Origin of the sequence: Janthinobacterium sp. BJB304, assembly GCF_002735765.1 — a bacterium.
Classification (GTDB): domain Bacteria; phylum Pseudomonadota; class Gammaproteobacteria; order Burkholderiales; family Burkholderiaceae_D; genus Janthinobacterium.
Map to the genome: position 1 here is coordinate 186260 of NZ_PDZN01000005.1, position 16410 is coordinate 202669.

Annotated in this window: 15 protein-coding genes and 1 tRNA gene; 5 read left to right on the forward strand and 11 right to left on the reverse strand. The window is 63.6% G+C overall.

The features are described 5' to 3' along the window. Nucleotides 1-870: a hypothetical protein gene (locus tag CSQ95_RS08055; protein ID WP_099409104.1), complete on the reverse strand. Its 870-nt coding sequence runs from the start codon at nucleotides 868-870 to the stop codon at nucleotides 1-3. A 69-nt stretch (nucleotides 871-939) separates the two neighbouring features. Then, on the reverse strand, nucleotides 940-1776 hold the full coding sequence (locus tag CSQ95_RS08060) for a universal stress protein (RefSeq protein WP_099409105.1): 837 nt from the start codon (nucleotides 1774-1776) through the stop codon (nucleotides 940-942). Nucleotides 1777-2187: 411 nt separating this feature from the next. Between CSQ95_RS08060 and CSQ95_RS08065 the strand changes: the two genes are divergently transcribed. Then, nucleotides 2188-3003, forward strand: a complete 816-nt coding sequence (locus CSQ95_RS08065; protein WP_218963591.1) for a class I SAM-dependent methyltransferase — start codon at nucleotides 2188-2190, stop codon at nucleotides 3001-3003. Nucleotides 3004-3009: 6 nt separating this feature from the next. On the opposite strand, the gene CSQ95_RS08070 is transcribed toward CSQ95_RS08065, so the two are convergent. The 3 genes from CSQ95_RS08070 to CSQ95_RS08080 all read right to left on the reverse strand — a co-directional run bounded on the left by CSQ95_RS08070 (nucleotide 3010) and on the right by CSQ95_RS08080 (nucleotide 4745). Beyond that, nucleotides 3010-3510 carry a hypothetical protein gene (locus CSQ95_RS08070; protein ID WP_099409106.1) on the reverse strand — a complete coding sequence of 167 codons (501 nt, stop codon included), beginning with the start codon at nucleotides 3508-3510 and terminating at the stop codon, nucleotides 3010-3012. Between the two features lie 64 nt (nucleotides 3511-3574). Continuing rightward, nucleotides 3575-4321, reverse strand: a complete 747-nt coding sequence (locus CSQ95_RS08075) for a M56 family metallopeptidase (RefSeq protein ID WP_099409107.1) — start codon at nucleotides 4319-4321, stop codon at nucleotides 3575-3577. A gap of 7 nt (nucleotides 4322-4328) precedes the next feature. Next, nucleotides 4329-4745 carry a GNAT family N-acetyltransferase gene (locus CSQ95_RS08080; protein ID WP_257217985.1) on the reverse strand — a complete coding sequence of 139 codons (417 nt, stop codon included), beginning with the start codon at nucleotides 4743-4745 and terminating at the stop codon, nucleotides 4329-4331. A gap of 147 nt (nucleotides 4746-4892) precedes the next feature. Between CSQ95_RS08080 and CSQ95_RS08085 the strand changes: the two genes are divergently transcribed. After that, nucleotides 4893-5285: an Imm10 family immunity protein gene (locus tag CSQ95_RS08085; RefSeq protein WP_070290944.1), complete on the forward strand. Its 393-nt coding sequence runs from the start codon at nucleotides 4893-4895 to the stop codon at nucleotides 5283-5285. A 69-nt stretch (nucleotides 5286-5354) separates the two neighbouring features. After that, nucleotides 5355-5933 (forward strand): NnrU family protein, encoded by a 579-nt coding sequence (locus tag CSQ95_RS08090; RefSeq protein WP_099409109.1) that lies wholly within the window; start codon nucleotides 5355-5357, stop codon nucleotides 5931-5933. 144 nt (nucleotides 5934-6077) lie between these two features. Here the strand turns inward: CSQ95_RS08090 and CSQ95_RS08095 are convergent. Continuing rightward, a tRNA-Leu gene (locus tag CSQ95_RS08095) sits at nucleotides 6078-6164 on the reverse strand. A gap of 174 nt (nucleotides 6165-6338) precedes the next feature. On the opposite strand from CSQ95_RS08095, the gene CSQ95_RS08100 reads away from it, so the two are divergent. After that, entirely contained in the window at nucleotides 6339-7103 is a 765-nt protein-coding gene (locus CSQ95_RS08100; RefSeq protein ID WP_099409110.1) for an SDR family oxidoreductase, read from the forward strand. A 67-nt stretch (nucleotides 7104-7170) separates the two neighbouring features. Here the strand turns inward: CSQ95_RS08100 and CSQ95_RS08105 are convergent, their stop codons facing one another. Both CSQ95_RS08105 and CSQ95_RS08110 read right to left on the reverse strand, forming a co-directional pair. Continuing rightward, complete coding sequence (locus CSQ95_RS08105; protein WP_070290994.1) at nucleotides 7171-8487, reverse strand: hypothetical protein; 1317 nt, start codon at nucleotides 8485-8487, stop codon at nucleotides 7171-7173. A gap of 263 nt (nucleotides 8488-8750) precedes the next feature. After that, nucleotides 8751-11114, reverse strand: a complete 2364-nt coding sequence (locus CSQ95_RS08110) for a DNA polymerase II (protein WP_099409111.1) — start codon at nucleotides 11112-11114, stop codon at nucleotides 8751-8753. 133 nt (nucleotides 11115-11247) lie between these two features. Between CSQ95_RS08110 and CSQ95_RS08115 the strand changes: the two genes are divergently transcribed. Next, on the forward strand, nucleotides 11248-12927 hold the full coding sequence (locus CSQ95_RS08115) for an AMP-binding protein (protein ID WP_099409112.1): 1680 nt from the start codon (nucleotides 11248-11250) through the stop codon (nucleotides 12925-12927). A gap of 74 nt (nucleotides 12928-13001) precedes the next feature. Here CSQ95_RS08115 and CSQ95_RS08120 read toward each other — a convergent pair whose 3' ends face one another. The 3 genes from CSQ95_RS08120 to CSQ95_RS08130 form a co-directional block, all read right to left on the reverse strand. Further along, nucleotides 13002-13982, reverse strand: coding sequence for a choice-of-anchor A family protein (locus CSQ95_RS08120; protein WP_099409113.1), 981 nt, complete (start codon nucleotides 13980-13982; stop codon nucleotides 13002-13004). A gap of 199 nt (nucleotides 13983-14181) precedes the next feature. Then, nucleotides 14182-15906: a glycosyltransferase family 39 protein gene (locus CSQ95_RS08125; RefSeq protein WP_070311644.1), complete on the reverse strand. Its 1725-nt coding sequence runs from the start codon at nucleotides 15904-15906 to the stop codon at nucleotides 14182-14184. Nucleotides 15907-16058: 152 nt separating this feature from the next. Continuing rightward, a complete protein-coding gene (locus tag CSQ95_RS08130) occupies nucleotides 16059-16328 on the reverse strand; it encodes a type B 50S ribosomal protein L31 (protein ID WP_034746247.1) in 270 nt (89 codons plus the stop codon). Nucleotides 16329-16410 lie beyond the last annotated feature (82 nt).

Genomic DNA, 16410 nt, shown 5'->3' on the forward strand with positions numbered 1-16410 from the left:
TTACGTCGGTGGCACGGGCAGGGCCGTGGCGGCCGGATGGCGGCGCAGGTAATAGTGGCGGTACAGCATGATCTCGCCCCATACCAGCAGCAGCGCGACCAGCGCGAACAGGCCCAGCGTGATCTTGAGCGAATTGAAATAGGCGCCGGCCTGGCGCTTGATGGCATCGATGAAGATCATCGGCACTGACTTGTCGAGTTTGCTGAAGTCGGCCTGGCGCGCCACGTCGGTGGTCAGGCGCACGGCCAGGTCGGTGCCCAGCGCGGCCAGCTCGCCCGTCGCCTGGCCACGGAAGTTGGCGCCCTTGAGCGCTTCGCCGAGCAGGCCGACCCTGGCGATCAGCTGTTCCTGCAGCACTTGCGTCAGCAGCACGCTGCCGCGGCGCAGGATGAATTCATTGATCCAGCGCGCCTTGCTGCGTTCCCAGTAGCTGCTGGACGTGGGCTGGTAATACATGCCTTGCACGAAGGGTTCGAGCAGGCTGCGCACGCTGATGGGCTGGCCCGGGGCGATCAGCCTGGCCTGCTGCTCCAGGTAGACGCGCAGCGCCGGCATCTGCGCTTCGACCACCGGCTGCAGGTCGCGCTCGAGGGCCTGGTTGACCATGCGGTGTGCGCTGTGCACGGCGCCAAACCCGCCGCCGAGGAGCGGCAGCGCGAACAGGATCAATACATAGCTGAGCTTGGCGGCCACATGCCAGGCGCGCGGACGGCGCACGAGCAGGCATTTTCTGGCCAGCTGGTAGCAGATGCCGAGCGCCAGCACAAAGCCGAGCATGCCATACAGCAGCATCGATGGCAGGGCGGTCCACAGCAGTTCGCTGCCGAACGGCGCCAGGCTGCTGCCCCAATTGATCATTTGTTGCTTCATCTACATTGCCTTGATATGGAAAATCAGGCAAGTATAGCCATTGTGCAACAGAACGTGGCGCGCGGGATCTCAGTGCGCCATCAGCACGGGCAAGGTCATCTGGCGCAGCACCGTTTCCGTCACGTCGCCCAGCAGGATTTCGCGGAAGCGGGCGTGGCCGTAGCCGCCCATGACCAGCAGGTCCGCATGCACTTCGGCCGTCATGGCCAGCAGCGCCGCGCCGACGTCGCCCGTGGTGACGGCGGGGCGCACCTCGACGGGCACGCCATGGCGGCTCAGGTAGGCGGCGATGTCGGCGCCCGGATGGCGGGCCGGCTGTGCGTGGCCGGCCGGCGGGTGCAGCAGGGCCAGTACCACCAGGCGCGCCGCGCGCAGCAGCGGCAGGGCGTGGCCGATGGCGCGCGTCGCTTCCATGCTGCCATCCCAGGCCACCACCACGGTGTTGTCCACTTGCGCGAATTGACCGCTGCGCGGCACGATCAGCACGGGACGGGCCGCGTTCAGCATGACGTAGGGCACCAGGTCGCTCATGGTGCCGGGCAGCGCTTCGCTGGCGTCGTGCTGGCTGAGCACCGTCAAGTCGCTGTAGCGGGCGCTGACGGCCAGGCCGCCATCCTCGTCGTCTTCGATCAGGCGCCGCTCGAGCGAAACGGCGCCGGCCTGGCGCGCCAGCGTTTCAAACTGGTCCAGCGCCTGCTCCGCCTGCCCGTGCAGGGCATTGATCTGCGCCGCCACGGCGCCGCCGCGCATGCCGCGGTTGTTTTCCAGGGTAAAGCGCGACACGCCCGTCATGGCGGCGCCGATCAGGTGCGCCTGGTGCGTGTGCGCCAGCCGCGCCGCGATGGCGATGCGCTGCGGCGCATGGCGCGACAGGTCGGCGTGGACGAGGATGGATTTGTAAGCCATGGTGTCATTCGCTAGTCAGGGTGGCAACAAGGCTAGAACGGCAACACGGGCAAGTCCAGCATTGCCGTGCTGGACGGCAGTTTTCTTATGCGGGGCTTGACGTGGGTCAAAAAAACACGGGCGATGGCCATCTGCAAGTCCATCGGCAGAAAATTGCGAGGTGTTTGATGTGCATCAAAATGCCTGGCTTCCTGCCGGCGATAATGGCATTGAACTCCTTGCCCTTCCAGTGGTCTGCATCGGCGCCGGCGCCATCTGTCCGGCACTTCTTTGTGTGACGCAACAACGCTGGCCGTGGCGGGAGTTCACTTCTCGGGCTTCCAGGCCTTCTCGTATTCTTTTCGGCCAGCACGCGCAGTGTGGCGCCTTGCCTGGAGTCATGCTACATTCGCGTCCTGTTTTTCTGAAAGGATGACGATGCCTTTAGGTAATAACGGTAACAACTTCTTGCGGCACAATCAGCAAGCCTGGGATGCGCAGGCTGCACGGAACAGCCCGTGGTCGCAGCCCGTCGACAGCGCCACCGTCGCCGCGGCCCGTGCCGGGCAGTGGCAAATCCATCTGACGCCCGGTCCCTTGCCGGCCGGCTGGCTGGGCGAGGTGCGTGGCAAGCGCATCCTGTGCCTGGCCGGTGCCGGCGGGCAGCAGGCGCCCGTGCTGGCTGCCGCCGGCGCGCACGTCACCGTCTTCGATCTGTCTGAACAGCAACTGGCGCAAGACCGCATGGTGGCCGAACGCGACGGCTTGCAACTGGCCACCGTCCAGGGCGACATGCGCGACCTGGCCTGCTTTGCCGACGCCAGCTTCGATGTCATCATCCACCCCGTGTCGAACCAGTACGTGCCCGATATCGCTCCCGTGTGGCGCGAATGCGCGCGCGTGCTGGCCGATGGCGGCGTGCTGCTGAGCAGTTTCTTCAATCCGGCCGTGTTCATCGGCGACCGCGATCCGCAATGGGCACAGCAGGGCTTGATACGGCCCCGTTTCGTGCTGCCGTATTCGGATGTGGAGGATATGGATGCCGATGTGCTGGCGGCGCGCATGGAAAAGGGCGAGGCGCTGGTCTTCGGCCACGGCCTGGACAGCCAGATCGGCGGCCAGCTGGCGGCGGGTTTCGTGCTGGCCGGTTACCACGAGGAAATGCATCCCCACCCACGCTTTGAAATTGAAAAATTCCTGCCCAGCTTTATTGCCACGCGGGCCGTCAGGCTGGCGCGCGCGCTATAGCGATCATTAGTTGTACGGCTGCAAGTCCAGCCAGACGGCGTACGACAGGCGCTTGCCGTTCCACAGGCCGCCGCCGCGGATGACGGCGTCGCACGAGGTCAGCTGGCCTACCAGATCCATGCGGCCCAGGTTGCGGCGCAGGCGCAGGGCGTCGTTGTGCGACAGGTAGCCCACCAGCAGGCCGTCGATGAAGACGGCGATGGCCTTGTCCTGGAACGGGTTGGCATCGTCGCAGACGAGCAGGGCCAGGCATTTTTCTTCCGCGTTGCCGGGGCCGTGTTCGCCGGCCAGCCTGGCGATGGCACTCTGGTACATCGCTTCGTTTTCCACTTCCGACGCAAAGCGCCCCTCGTCGCTCCAGTGGTGCGCCGGTGCGCCCGCAGGGATCGCCGGCACGTACTGGCGCACGGAGACGAGCGGCTTGTGCAGCGGTTTGACGGGCGTGCGGCCGCTGAAGACGTAGTACAGCAGGGCGATGACGATCACGATGGCAAGCAGGTAAAGCATGGTATCTCTCTGATTTCGAAGGGGGAAGCCGGGATCGCGGGCGTGCCGCGCGGCGTTGCCGCTACTATAGCAAGTTCGCCGCCCGGTCCCGGGTAAATCTGGCCATGATCCGGCGCCGCCGGCGCAGCGCCAGCGGATCGTTCAGCACGATGGGCGAGGCGCCCGTCAAGCCCGAATAATACTGGCCGTGCCGGCGCAGGACGAAGGCATAGTCGCGCAGCGCGTGGCCGTGCGCCAGCATGCGCGCATCGCAATCGACCTCGATGGCAAAGCGCAGCCGGTGCAGCTGCCACCACAGGGGCACATTCCACGGCATGATCACGATCAAGGCGTAGGCCAGGGCCAGCAACTGCGGATCGCGCGCGGCCAGCCGGCATTGTGCGTGCGCCAGCAGCAGCGCTTGTTGTTGGGGAGGAATCAGTTGCAGCCAGACGGGCATCACGATGCGCGGCCGCAGCAGTCCCGCCACGCAGGGGCCGATGCCGCCGCTCAAGTACACGGGAGTACCCAGCAGCGATGTTTTCTGCCAGCGGCGCTGGTGCGACAGCAGCCAGATGCTGCGCAGCACCAGCATCAACAGCATGCCGCTCGATAAGACAAACCAGCCCAGTTTCAGCTGCGCCTGCTTCGCCGGCATGGCCGCCAGCACGCCGGGCAGCCACGCCAGGGGCAAGATGACGGACGCGGCGATGGCCGCCAGCCACAGCCAGCGTGTCGTGCGCCCGCGCCGTTGCCGCGCGCGCTCGGCGCGCCAGGCGGCAGCGCTCAAGAGCAGCGCCAGCGCCATGCAGCACAGCAGCCAGACCGGCATCGGGCGCCTAGCGCTTCAGCGCCATGCCGACGGAGGCGGGCGCCGTATGCTTGAAACCGAACTGCGCATACAGGTCTTGCGCCTGGCCATCGGCGATCAGGCTGACGTACGCGCTTTCCGGCACGTCGCTGTCGATGAACTGGCGGATTTCGCGCATGATCAGCTTGCCCAAGCCCTTGCCCTGGTGGGCCGGCAGCACGGCGATATCGACGACCTGGTAAAAACAGCCGCCATCGCCGATGACCCTGCCCATGCCGACGACCTCGTCGCCATGCAGCACTTGCACGGCAAACAGGGAATTCGGCAAGCCCTTGGCCGCCGCCTCCGCGGTTTTCGCGCTCAGCCCGGCGACGACGCGCAGCTGCTGATAGGTGGCGATGGAGGGAATGGCCAGGCGGGTGGTATAAGGTGATGCGGCGGTCAAGACGGTCTCCTGTGCAATATGGATGGAATGGCCATTATAGGCGGCGAGCGCGGCCGGCGGCGGCATGCTTTATTCGCCGCGCCCTATGTCGTGCGCGGCGCTTTTGCGCTATGGTGGCGTCATTCATTTATTTGTTGAAAGCATGCCATGTCCGCAGGATTTACCGCCACCGAGTTGTCCGTCATCCATGAAGACGACGCCCTGATCACCACCCTGGCCGCGCCAGCGGGCAAAGGCGAGCCCGTCTACCTGATGCTGCAGCGCGCCGATGAATACGACGAGCAGGACGTGGCCACGGGCATGGACGAACCGTATATTGAATATGGCGGCCAGGAATTTGCGTGGTATGGCCACATGCACGCCGTGATCCTGCATCCGAACCGCCTGTCCGTGCAGATGGATGCCGAGGCCGCCATGCAGATGGATGACGACGGCCAGATCGACGTGCGTTTCAACTTGACGCCCGAGCGCTACGCCCAGCTGCAGCAGGCGCTGCGCACCACGTTCGAGGGCTGCGATTACTATCGCGAAGAACGTTGATCTGCACGGACGGCGCCGGCCATGGCGTCGCGTATGCTCGATAGCGGGCATTGACTGGGGGAGAAGACGATGACGGTGCTGATACTCGGTTTGCTGCTGTTCCTGGGCTTGCACTCGGTGCGCATCGTCGCCGACGGCTGGCGCAGCGCCCAGCTGGCGCGCCTGGGCGAAAAACGCTGGAAAGGCCTGTATTCGCTCGTGGCGTTTGCCGGCCTGGGCCTGATCATCTGGGGCTACGCCCTGGCGCGCCAGCAGCCGCAGGTGCTGTGGACGCCGCCCATGGGCTTGCGCCACGCCAGCGGCCTGCTGATGCTGTTCTCGCTGATTTTGCTGGCGGCGGCCAATGTGCCGCGCAACCGCATCAAGACCCTGGTGCACCATCCCATGCTGCTCGGCACACAACTCTGGGCCGTCGCGCATCTGCTGGCCAACGGCAACGTGGCCGACGTGCTGCTGTTCGGCGGCTTCCTCGTCTGGTCGTCGGTGGATCTGTATGCCGCCGTGCAGCGCGACCGCGCGGCCGGCGTCGCCTACCAGGGCGGCACCGTCCAAGGCACCCTGATCGCCATAGTCGCGGGCTGTGCGTTGTGGCTGCTGCTGGCGTTCTGGCTGCATGGCGTGCTGTTTGGCGTGCGGCCGTTTGGATAAGGGGATCGAGCAAGCGAGGGAGCTTGGCCTGCGACGAGCTGAGCGACAAACCGGGCGCGGCCAGGGCGTTTACATAAACGCCATAAAAAAACCCGCAGCATCTGTCGATGGGCGGGTTTGATCAGGTGCAACTAAAGTGTTCTGTGGTGCCGGGAGCCGGAATCGAACCGGCACGCTGTTTCCAGCGCGGGATTTTGAGTCCCGTGCGTCTACCTATTCCGCCATCCCGGCAACGCGAGACGCATTATCACTGATTTGTCACAATCTGGCAAGTTTTATGCTTGGCGTGTGTTTTGCCCAAGCCTGCAGAATCTGTGACGATGCCGATTCCAGCGCAAGAAGCGGAGTGCCGCGCCTGGCTTGCCGGCCTATCTTTTCCCTTTCAGCCACATGAAGGGGACGCAAATGTTACAACTGGAAAATAAGGTCGCCATCATCACGGGTGCCAGCTCGGGCATTGGCCATGCGGCGGCGCGGCTGTTTGCGCGGCATGGCGCGCGGCTGGTGCTGGTGGCGCGGCGGCGGAAGGAACTCGATGCGCTGGTGGCGCAGCTGGCGGACGGCGGCGCGCAAGCCGTGGCCTGTGCCGGCGACGTGGGCGAGGCGGCGTGCGCGCAAGCGGCCGTGGCGCTGGCGCTGCAACGCTTTGGCGGCCTCGATATCGCCTTCAATAATGCGGGCACCCTGGGACCCATGGGACCCACGCAGGAAGTTGCCCTGGAAGACTGGCGGGCGGCGGTCGACACCAATCTCACCAGTGCCTTCCTGGCCGCCAAATATCAGCTGCCCGCCATGGCGGCGCGCGGCGGCGGTTCGCTGATTTTTACCTCGACCTTTGTCGGCCATACGCTGGGCATGTCCGGCATGGCCGCGTATGCGGCCAGCAAGGCGGGCGTGATCGGTTTGACCAAGGCCCTGGCGGCCGAGTATGGCACGGCGGGTATCCGCGTGAATGCCCTGCTGCCGGGCGGCACCGATACGCCCATGGGGCGCGCAGTGGCGAATACGCCCGAAGCGCTGGCCTTCGTGGCGGGCTTGCATGCGTTAAAACGTCTGGCTACGCCGGACGAGATCGCCCGCTCGGCGCTGTACCTGGCGTCCGATGCCTCGAGCTTCACCACCGGCACGGCACTGCTGGCCGATGGCGGCGTGTCCATCGTGCGCGCATAAAGCACGCGCAGAAACGCCGACGGCCCGGGGATGAGCCGGGCCGTCGGTGGTGTGCGCTACATCAAGCTCAGTTGTGAACCGAGTTCAGCTGGCGCGCGATGATGTCGTGGTTGAGCCAGACGACGGGCGCTGGCGGTTCCGACATGGTGTGGAACATCAGCGGGCCCGTGCCTTCCAGCACCAGCGAGCTCAGGTGGTCGGTGATCAGTTCCTTGCGGTCCTTGTGCAGCTTGGTGATGTCGTCCGAGGTACCGATCATGACGTCGGCCAGCTCAGGGGTGTTGTCCATCGGCCAGGCGGCGAAGTTGCGGAACTGCACGCTCGTGGCGTCGCCATTGTAGGCGGCGATACGGTCGAGCAAGTCTTGCAGCGACACGCCGTCTTCCAGCAAGCCCTGGCAGATTTTCCATTGCTCTTCGGCCCAGGCTGCGCCGCCTTCTTTTTTCAGTGCGTCGAGCAGGGGGAACAGGGACAGTTCCACGCCGACGAAAATGTCGGACGAATTCGTGCGGATTTCCGGGCAATTGAAGACGGTCGCCTTGATGCCTTTTTCCCACGCGGCCTTGGCCACGTTTTCCAGGCGCATCTTGGCCAGGCCTTGCGTGTAGTTGCTGTAGGTTTGCCACTGGTATTTGCCGTCGATCAAGATCTCGGTGCCGTGGTAGCCGTAGGCGCTGTAGCGCACCTGGCCGCCCGTTTGCTCGATGCGGGCGCGGATGGCGGCGCTGCCGTCGATCAGGTGCTGCAGGGTGTTGGCCGTGACTTCGTCGAAGTTCATCAGGATCAATTTACCCAGGTCGCTGTCGAGCAGGGCGCGCGAGGACATGAAGCGCTCGCCGCGACCTTTGTAGATGCGGTTGGCGATCGCCAGGAAGACTTTGACCTTTGGAATGCCGCCCGCCATGGTGTGGGCGAAATACACATTGCTGCCGTCAGGAATCAGGCTGTCCAGCTCGGCCATGGCTTTGGCCACGGAAGCGCTGAAGCGGGCGATGCCGGCTTCGCGGCAGCGTTCGATCTGCGCCCAGTCCAGCTTGTCTTCCTGCCAGCTTTTCAGGGTCATGTCGGCCAGCAGGGCCGTCGGCGTCGGTTCGCCGGCTGGCGCGTCGAGGTCGAAACCGGCCATCAGCGGCACATTGATGATGCGGCCGCCCAGGTTGGCTTCGGCTTCCGCCAGCTCTTCCGCGTTCAGCGGGCGCAGCGCCATGTTTTCATCGCGGCGGCCGACCGTCATGCCGACGATATTCATGCCCGCCTTGCGCGCTTCGTCCAGCAAGCCATTCACATAGCCGCGGCCGAACAGCTCGCCGAACAGCACAAAGGTGTCGCCCTTGCGGAAGATATTTTTTTGCGGGATGTCTCTCAGGGACGTGATCTCGGTCATGGTGTCAATTCATTCAAAAATTAGCAGGGCAGATGGCTGTTGCTGCTGCCCGCTGGTTCAACATAGTGTGAAATTATGCGCCATTTCAGCGGGGAAAATCTTCTTGCGAATGATTCTCGTCTGGAATGGCATCTTCTTCTTCATGCAGCTCTTATTCTTTCGCCAAGGCGTATTTTACGCTGCCCCGGCGCACAGCGCCCGCGGACTGGCCCGGCAGGCGCCGATATTACCTCAGCTTGGCCGCGCAGGTCAGTAAAATTGATCTAAAACAAATCCTGTTGTCCCGAGACCAGGCGCGAAAAATCGTCGCCCAGGAAGGGCAGTATCGCGTCGGCCACCGGCTGCAGCTGGCGCGTCAGGTAATGCTGGTAGTCGATGGGCGAGCGCTGCGTTTCCAGCGGTTCCGGCCCCGCCACCGTGATGACATAGCTGATCCAGCCGCCGTTCTGGTATTGCAGCGGCCGGCCCTGCGCCAGGTTGTAGGCGTCGGCCGTGCGCGCCGCACGCACGTGGGGCGGCACGTTGCGCTGGTAATCGTCGAGCGGGCGGCGCAAGCGCTTGCGGTAGACCAATAAAGCGTCGAATTCGCCGCGCACCGTGCGCGCCACGTAGTCGCGCACATAGTCCTGGTAGGCGGCGCGCTGGAAGATACGCAGGTACAAGGCTTGCTGGAATTGCTGCGCCAGCGGCGTCCAGTCGCTGCGCACCGTTTCCAGGCCCTTGTAGACCATCTGTTCGCTGCCGTCGGGCTTGCCCACGAGGCCCGCGTAGCGCTTCTTGCTGCCTTCTTCCGAGCCGCGGATGGTGGGCATCAGGAAACGCCGGTAATGGGTCTCGAATTCCAGTTCCAGCGCATTCTCGAGGCCGAATTCTTCGCGCAGATGGGCGTCCCACCAGGCGTTCACATGCGCCACCAGGGCGCGGCCGATCTTGCCTGCCTCTTCATCCGTATGCGCTGTTTTGAGCCACACAAACGTGGAATCCGTGTCGCCATAGATCACCTGATAACCTTGCTCGGTGATCAGCTCGCGCGTGCGGTGCATGATGTCGTGGCCGCGCAGGGTGATCGACGAGGCCAGGCGCGGGTCGAAAAAGCGGCAGCCGCTCGACCCCAGCACGCCGTAAAACGCGTTCATGATGATCTTTAACGCTTGCGACAGCGGCGCGTTGCGCTCGCGCTTGGCCGCCTCGCGCCCTTGCCACACCTGTTTCACGATGGCAGGCAGGCAATGTTTTACGCGTGAAAACTGCGCGCCCCGGTAGCCGGGCACGGTATCGGCCTCGTCGCCGCTGGTGCCCACCACCAGGCCCACGGGGTCGATCAGGAAAGTGCGGATGATGGACGGGTACAGGCTTTTATAGTCGAGCACCAGCACGGAATCGTACAGGCCCGACTGCGAATCCATGACGAAGCCGCCGGGGCTGTTTTCGCCCGAGACATCGCCCAGGTTGGGCGCCACGTAACCCTGCCGGTGCATCAGCGGCAAGTACAGGTGCTCGAAGGCGGCCACGGAGCCGCCGCTGCGGTCGGCCGCCAGGCCCGTCACGCTGGCCCGTTCCAGCAGGAATGTCAGCAACTCGGTCTTGGCGAAGATGCGCGTGACCAGCTCGCAATCCTTGAGGTTATAACGGGCCAGCGCGGGCTTGTCTTCGCGGAAACGCCGGTCGATCTCGGCCATGCGCTGATAGGGATTGTCGATGGACTTGCCTTCGCCCAGCAAGGTCTGCGCCACGTTTTCCAGGCTGAACGAGGAAAAGTTCCATGTCGCCGAGCGCAAGGCTTCGATGCCGTCGATGATCAGGCGTCCCGCGGCGGCGGCAAAGTAATGCTCCTGCTTGCCGCCATGCTCGCGCCATTCCATCACGGCGCCGCCGCGTCCCAGTTTCAACGGTACCTGGTAGCGCTCGGCGTGTTCGCGCAGCACGCGCAAGTCGAACTGCACCAGGTTCCAGCCGATGATGGCGTCCGGATCGTGCCGCTCCATCCACGTGTTCAGGCGCTCGAGGATCTGTGCGCGGCTGTCGCAGTATTCGAGGTCGAAGTCGAGTAGCTCATCGCCGCCGTTTTGCGGCCCCAGCATGTAGACCTGGCGCTGGCCGCAGCCTTCCAGGGCCAGCGAATACAGCTCGCCATGGGCCGTCGTCTCGATATCGAGCGAGGCCAGTTTCAAGCTTGGCCGGTAGCCGGGCGCCGGTTTCAGCTGCACGTCCTGCCCTGTTTCCGCGCTGAACGTTACCGGCGCCGTAATGAAACGCTCCATCAGGTAGCGCTCGGGCGGGCGGATGTCCGCTTCGTACACATCGATGCCGTGCGCGCGCAGCTGCTTTTCCAGCTTCAGCAAATGCCGGTATTGCCTGCAGTACAGGCCCAGCACGGGACGGTGGTGAAAATCGCACAGCGACAGGGGACGCAGCTCGGCATGGCGCTCGCCGCGCAGCAGCTGTTGCGCTTGCTCCTGCTGCTCCATGGGGATAAAGGCGACGGCCGTCTGCACGGGCAGGCGCACGTGGCGGGGCCCGGCGTCCGTTGCCAGCCAGAAATCAACTTCCGTGCCGGCGCTGGTATCGCGCCAGTGGCGGGTCAGAATGAAGCCCTGTTCGGGCGTGTGCTGGGTGTTGCCTGTCATGGTGCCGTGAGTGTCTGGTGTGCTGGCCTGCACATTACAGCAAGCTGACGCAGGGCGGGGGCGGTTGCGGCTATAATTTTCTGCATCGAAGACGATAACAAGAGCGCGCCGCGCCACCCACCCCGGAGACAGCATGCAAGCAATGAGTTATGTACACGGCGCCCACGAGACGCCGTTGATCGGCGAAACGATAGGCGCCTACCTGGACGGCATAGCCGCGCGCTACGGCCAGCACGACGCCCTGATCGTGGCGCACCAGAACGTGCGCTGGACGTATCTGGAGTTCCAGCAGCGCGTGCACAAGCTGGCCGCCGGCCTGCTGAAACTGGGCTTGCAGCCGGGCGACCGGGTCGGCATCTGGTCGCAGAATTGCGCCGAATGGGTGCTGACGCAGTTTGCCACGGCGAAAGCCGGTTTGATCATGGTCAACATCAACCCCGCCTACCGCCGGTCCGAACTCGAATACGTGCTCGACAAGGTGCAATGCAGCGCGCTGATCCTGTCGCCCAGCTTCAAGTCCAGCGATTATCTGGCCATCGTGCAAGACGTGGTGCCGGAAATCGCCCGTTCGCGCGCCGGCGCCCTGCAGTCGCCGCGCCTGCCGCAATTGCGCCACGTCATCCGCCTGGGCGCGGCCGCCACGCCGGGCATGCACAACTTCGACGCGGTGATGGACGGCATCACGGACGCCGACCTGGCGCAGCTGGCCGAAGTGAGTGCTGGCTTGCAGTTTGACGACGCCGTCAACATTCAGTTCACGTCCGGCACCACGGGCGCGCCGAAGGGCGCCACCCTGACGCACCACAATATCCTGAACAACGGTTTCTTCATCGGCGAAGCCATGCGCCTGACGGAACGGGACCGCTTGTGCATCCCCGTGCCCCTGTACCACTGCTTCGGCATGGTGCTGGGCAACCTGGCCTGCGTCACGCACGGCGCGGCCATGGTGTTTCCCGGCGAAGGCTTCGATCCGAAAGCCGTGCTGGAAACGGTGCAGGCCGAGCGCTGCACGGGATTGCATGGCGTGCCGACCATGTTCATCGCTATCCTCGACCATCCCGACTTCAAGCAATATGACTTGTCCCGGCTGCGCACCGGCATCATGGCCGGCTCGCCTTGCCCGATGGAAGTCATGACGCGGGTCATCGAATTGATGCACATGGCGGAAATCACGATTGCGTATGGCATGACGGAAACGTCGCCCGTCAGCTTCCAGACGTCGATCGAAGACCCGCGCGAGATGCGCGTCTCGTCCATCGGCAGGGTCCACCCGCACCTGGAAGTGAAAATCATCGATGCGGAAGGCCGCATCGTGCCGCGCGGCGAAAAGGGCGAATTGCTCACGCGCGGCTATTCCGTGATGCAGGGCTACTGGGGCGACCCGGAAAAAACAGCGGAGGCCATCGACGCGGCGCGCTGGATGCACACGGGCGACCTGGCCGTCATCGACGACTACGGCTTTTGCAGCATCGTCGGCCGCTCGAAGGACATGGTCATACGCGGCGGCGAAAACATCTACCCGCGCGAAGTCGAGGAATTCCTGTACCGCCACCCGAGCGTGCTCGACGTGCAATGCGTGGGCGTGCCGGACGCCAAGTATGGTGAAGAACTGTGCGCCTGCATCATCTTGCGCCCGGGCACGCAGGCCACCAGCGAGGATATCCGCGCCTTTTGCGACGGGCAGATCGCCTATTACAAGATTCCCCGCTATGTGCGCTTCGTCGAGGAATTCCCCATGACGGTGACGGGCAAGATCCAGAAATATGTATTGCGCAAGCAGGTGGCGACGGATCTGGGCTTGAGCACGGAATAAGTTTTTCGCCCGCCCATAAAAAAACACCGGGACGCTCGCGCGGCCCGGTGTTTTTTATTGATGCGGCGTAAAGCTTAGGCCATCGCGGCTTGCGGTGCGCGCGCTGGCGTGCGGCGGCGCATGAAGGCCAGCAAGCCCAGGCCGGCCAGCAGCATGGCGTAGGTGCCTGGCTCAGGTACGGCCGACACGTTGACCGTGTTGAAGCCGGAACCGTTCATCGCGACGTGACCACGATTGATCGAGCTGACCGAATTGGCGATCAGGGTGCCGTTCATGTCGCCCGAACCGGAGAACGCGCTGTGCGGCGCCAGGATGCTGCCGTTGATGCCGACGTTCTGCAGGTTGGTGGTGGTGGCGTTGGCGAAGTTGAACAGCGTGCGGTTGGCGAAACTGGCGAAATTGTCGAAGCCGCCGCTCATGGTGATGTTGGTGGCCGTGCCGTTGATGATGATGCTGGCCGTGCTTTTCAGCGAGGACAGGTCCAGGGTCAGGTTATGCAGGTTCGACGCATCGATGTTGAAAATATTCACGTCGGCGTTGACATTGCCGACCAGGGTCATGTTGCCGTACTGCGAGATCACGGTGCCGTTCGATTGCAGCTTGGCCACGTCGCCCGACAGGGTCGTCAGTTGCTGCTTGGCGCCCGCGAAGTCCAGGGTGGAGGCATTGCCTTTGCTGATGTTGTCTTTTGGAAACCACTGTGGCGCCGTCAGGGTGGCGTTAGGGTTGCTGACGCCGTACACGGCCGAACCGCTGAGCGTGCCCCAGCCCGTGTTCAGGTTGCCGCCAGCAACGACCGAATTGACGGCGCTGCCTGGCTTTTTATTCGTGCCGACATTGTAGTTGTCCAGGTAGATATTGCCGCCAGCGGCAATGCTGCCGCCGACGCTGGTAAAACCGCTGGCGCCGCTGCTGCCGATGTTGCCAAAGATAAAGGCCGAGTAGCCATTGGCGACGCCGAGGTCAACCACGGTGGCTTGTGCCGAAGCGCTGAAGGAGAAGGCGAACAGGGCGGCGCTGATGAGCGGCAAGGTACGGGTAGCAAATAATTTCATGGACAATCTCATAGTCAAATTAGGGGACGATTCGGGCGGGAAAGCAACACACCGCCATCGCGCAGCCGGCTATTATAATATAAAAAACAATGTTAGTTCAATTTAGGTAATTAACTATATTTTAAGGCAACACTTTTCCTATAGTCAGCAATTGTCTGGCGGACATAAAAAAACCGGGGCTGGCCCGGTTTTTTGCTGTTTATCTGACGCGCTGGTATAGGCGGAAGCGTTCCACGTCATCCGTGGGGCGGCGTCCTTCCCACAGCTTGATCCAATCCGCACCGTGGTGTTCCGGCAGCTTTTCCTTGTTATCCGGAACTTTAATGCTGTCTTGCAACAAGAACACGTCGCAATGCTGTTGGCCCACATTGGCAAACGGCAGGTGGCCGTAGTAGGCGAACGAGGCGCGCTGGGCGGCGCCGACATTGCTGTTGATGCAAGTAGTGCCCGGCGGCAGGTGGACGGAAATTTGGTGCGCGACGCTGGCGTAGCTCTTGCTGTAGTTCAGCGGCGGCAGGAACAGGGTCATGATCAGCACCCAGATCAGGATCAGGCCGCCGGACGACAGCACCACGGCGCGCCACAGCACGGCTGGCTGGCGCGAGATGCGCCAGTGCACCAGCGCCACCCAGCCCGCGCTGGCGCAGGCGGCGACGAAGAAGGCCAGCAAGTCCAGTTCGGGCTTGAAACCTGGCATGAGTTTCAGGGCGTTATGCGACAGTTTCGGCGGCCAGCCCGTCAGGATGGCGAACCAGAACAGCCACAGTGCGAGGGCGCAGATGGTCAGCACCATCACGGAGAACCAGTCGATGGCGTTGATGGCGCCCCGTTTCATGGTCAGCAAGCCGAACGCGGCCATCACGGCCAGCGGCGGCAGCAGCGGCAGCAGCTGGCTCGGGTCGGGATCGGGATGGCACAGGCCCAGGATGGCCAGCATGGCGACAAAGGTCAGCGGCACGACGATGTGCAGCACGTGGTGCTGGCGGCGCCAGGCATACACGGCCCAGGCGGCGAACGGCCAGGCGGGCCAGAAGAACCAGATGCCCACACGCCAGAAGTATTGCAGGCTCTTCAGGCTGGGGGCGCTGAACTGGCGGCAATTCCATTCCATCCACGCTTGCAGCGGCGAATGGCCGTATGGCTGCAGCAGTTCGCCCGGCAACAGCCAGACCAGGGTCAGCGCGATGCCAATCAGGATGGCCAGCGCCAGGTGGCGCACGCTGCGCAGCAGCGGCAGGCGCAGGAAGACGGTGCACAGCAGCAAGGCGATGCTCAGCGCCGCCGGCGTGATCCAGCCGCGCGCGAGGGTCAGGCCGCCCAGCGCCAGGCCCAGCAGGGCCGCATTGCGCACGGACGGGCCTTCCACGTAGCGCACGGCGCGGTACAGCAAATAGGCCATCAGGGACACGTACAGCGCTTCGGCCGTGATGTCGTGGCTGTGCTGCAGCAGGCCCAGGCAGCCCAGGTAGATGAGCACGGCGGCATCGGCCAGGGTGCGGCCGAAATCGTCCGGCTCGGGTTGGCCGCCGAAGGCCAGGCGCAGCGGCTGGGCGTCGTTGCGCCGGCCCAGGTTGAAGGCGGTGTACCAGACGGACAGGGTGCTGACGACGAAGATGCCGATGGTCGACATGCGCGCGCCAAAGACGTCGCCGTCAATCCAGCCGAACAGCTTGATGAAGATGGCGCCCAGCCAGAAGGCCAGCGGGCCTTCGTCAAGCAGCGACAGGCCGGCGATGTTGGGCCACAGCCAGTCGTTCAGGCCGCCATGCGCCATGGTCCACATGATGCCGAAACTGGCGGCATCATCGTTCTTCCACGGTTCGCGGCCGATCAGGCCAGGCAGGATGTACAGCAGGCCGAGCGCAAACAAGGCCCATCGTGGCAGCGCGAGTGTGGCAGCGGCGGGAAGGCGGACTGGCTTCATCGATAATCGGTATCAGAATGGTGGCAAGACGCGACGAATGGCGTCGGGTATGCGCGAGTATAAAGTAAAGCGGCCAAAGACAAAAAAGGCAGCCGTGGCTGCCTTTTCTCTGGCAGCCGGAGCTGCCCTGTTTTGCCGCAAAGCGGCAAAAATCAGCCTGCTGCGACTGCGGTTTTCGAACCAACCGAACCGAACTTCTGACGGAACTTCTCGACGCGACCGGCGGTATCGACGATTTTGTGCTTGCCCGTGAAGAATGGGTGCGATTCAGCCGAAACCTCGATCTTCACCAGCGGGTATTCTTTACCGTCGTGGGTGATTTTTTCGCGGGTTTGGATGGTCGAGCGGGTAACGAATTTGAAATCGCACGACAGATCGTGGAAAACAACTTCGCGGTATTCTGGATGGGTATCGACTTTCATGGTCTTCTCTCTAGTTTGGTAGCCAAACAGCACTTCGTCGGTCGTCCTGCTTCTTGACCCGATTGCCGATCACTTGCCAGGT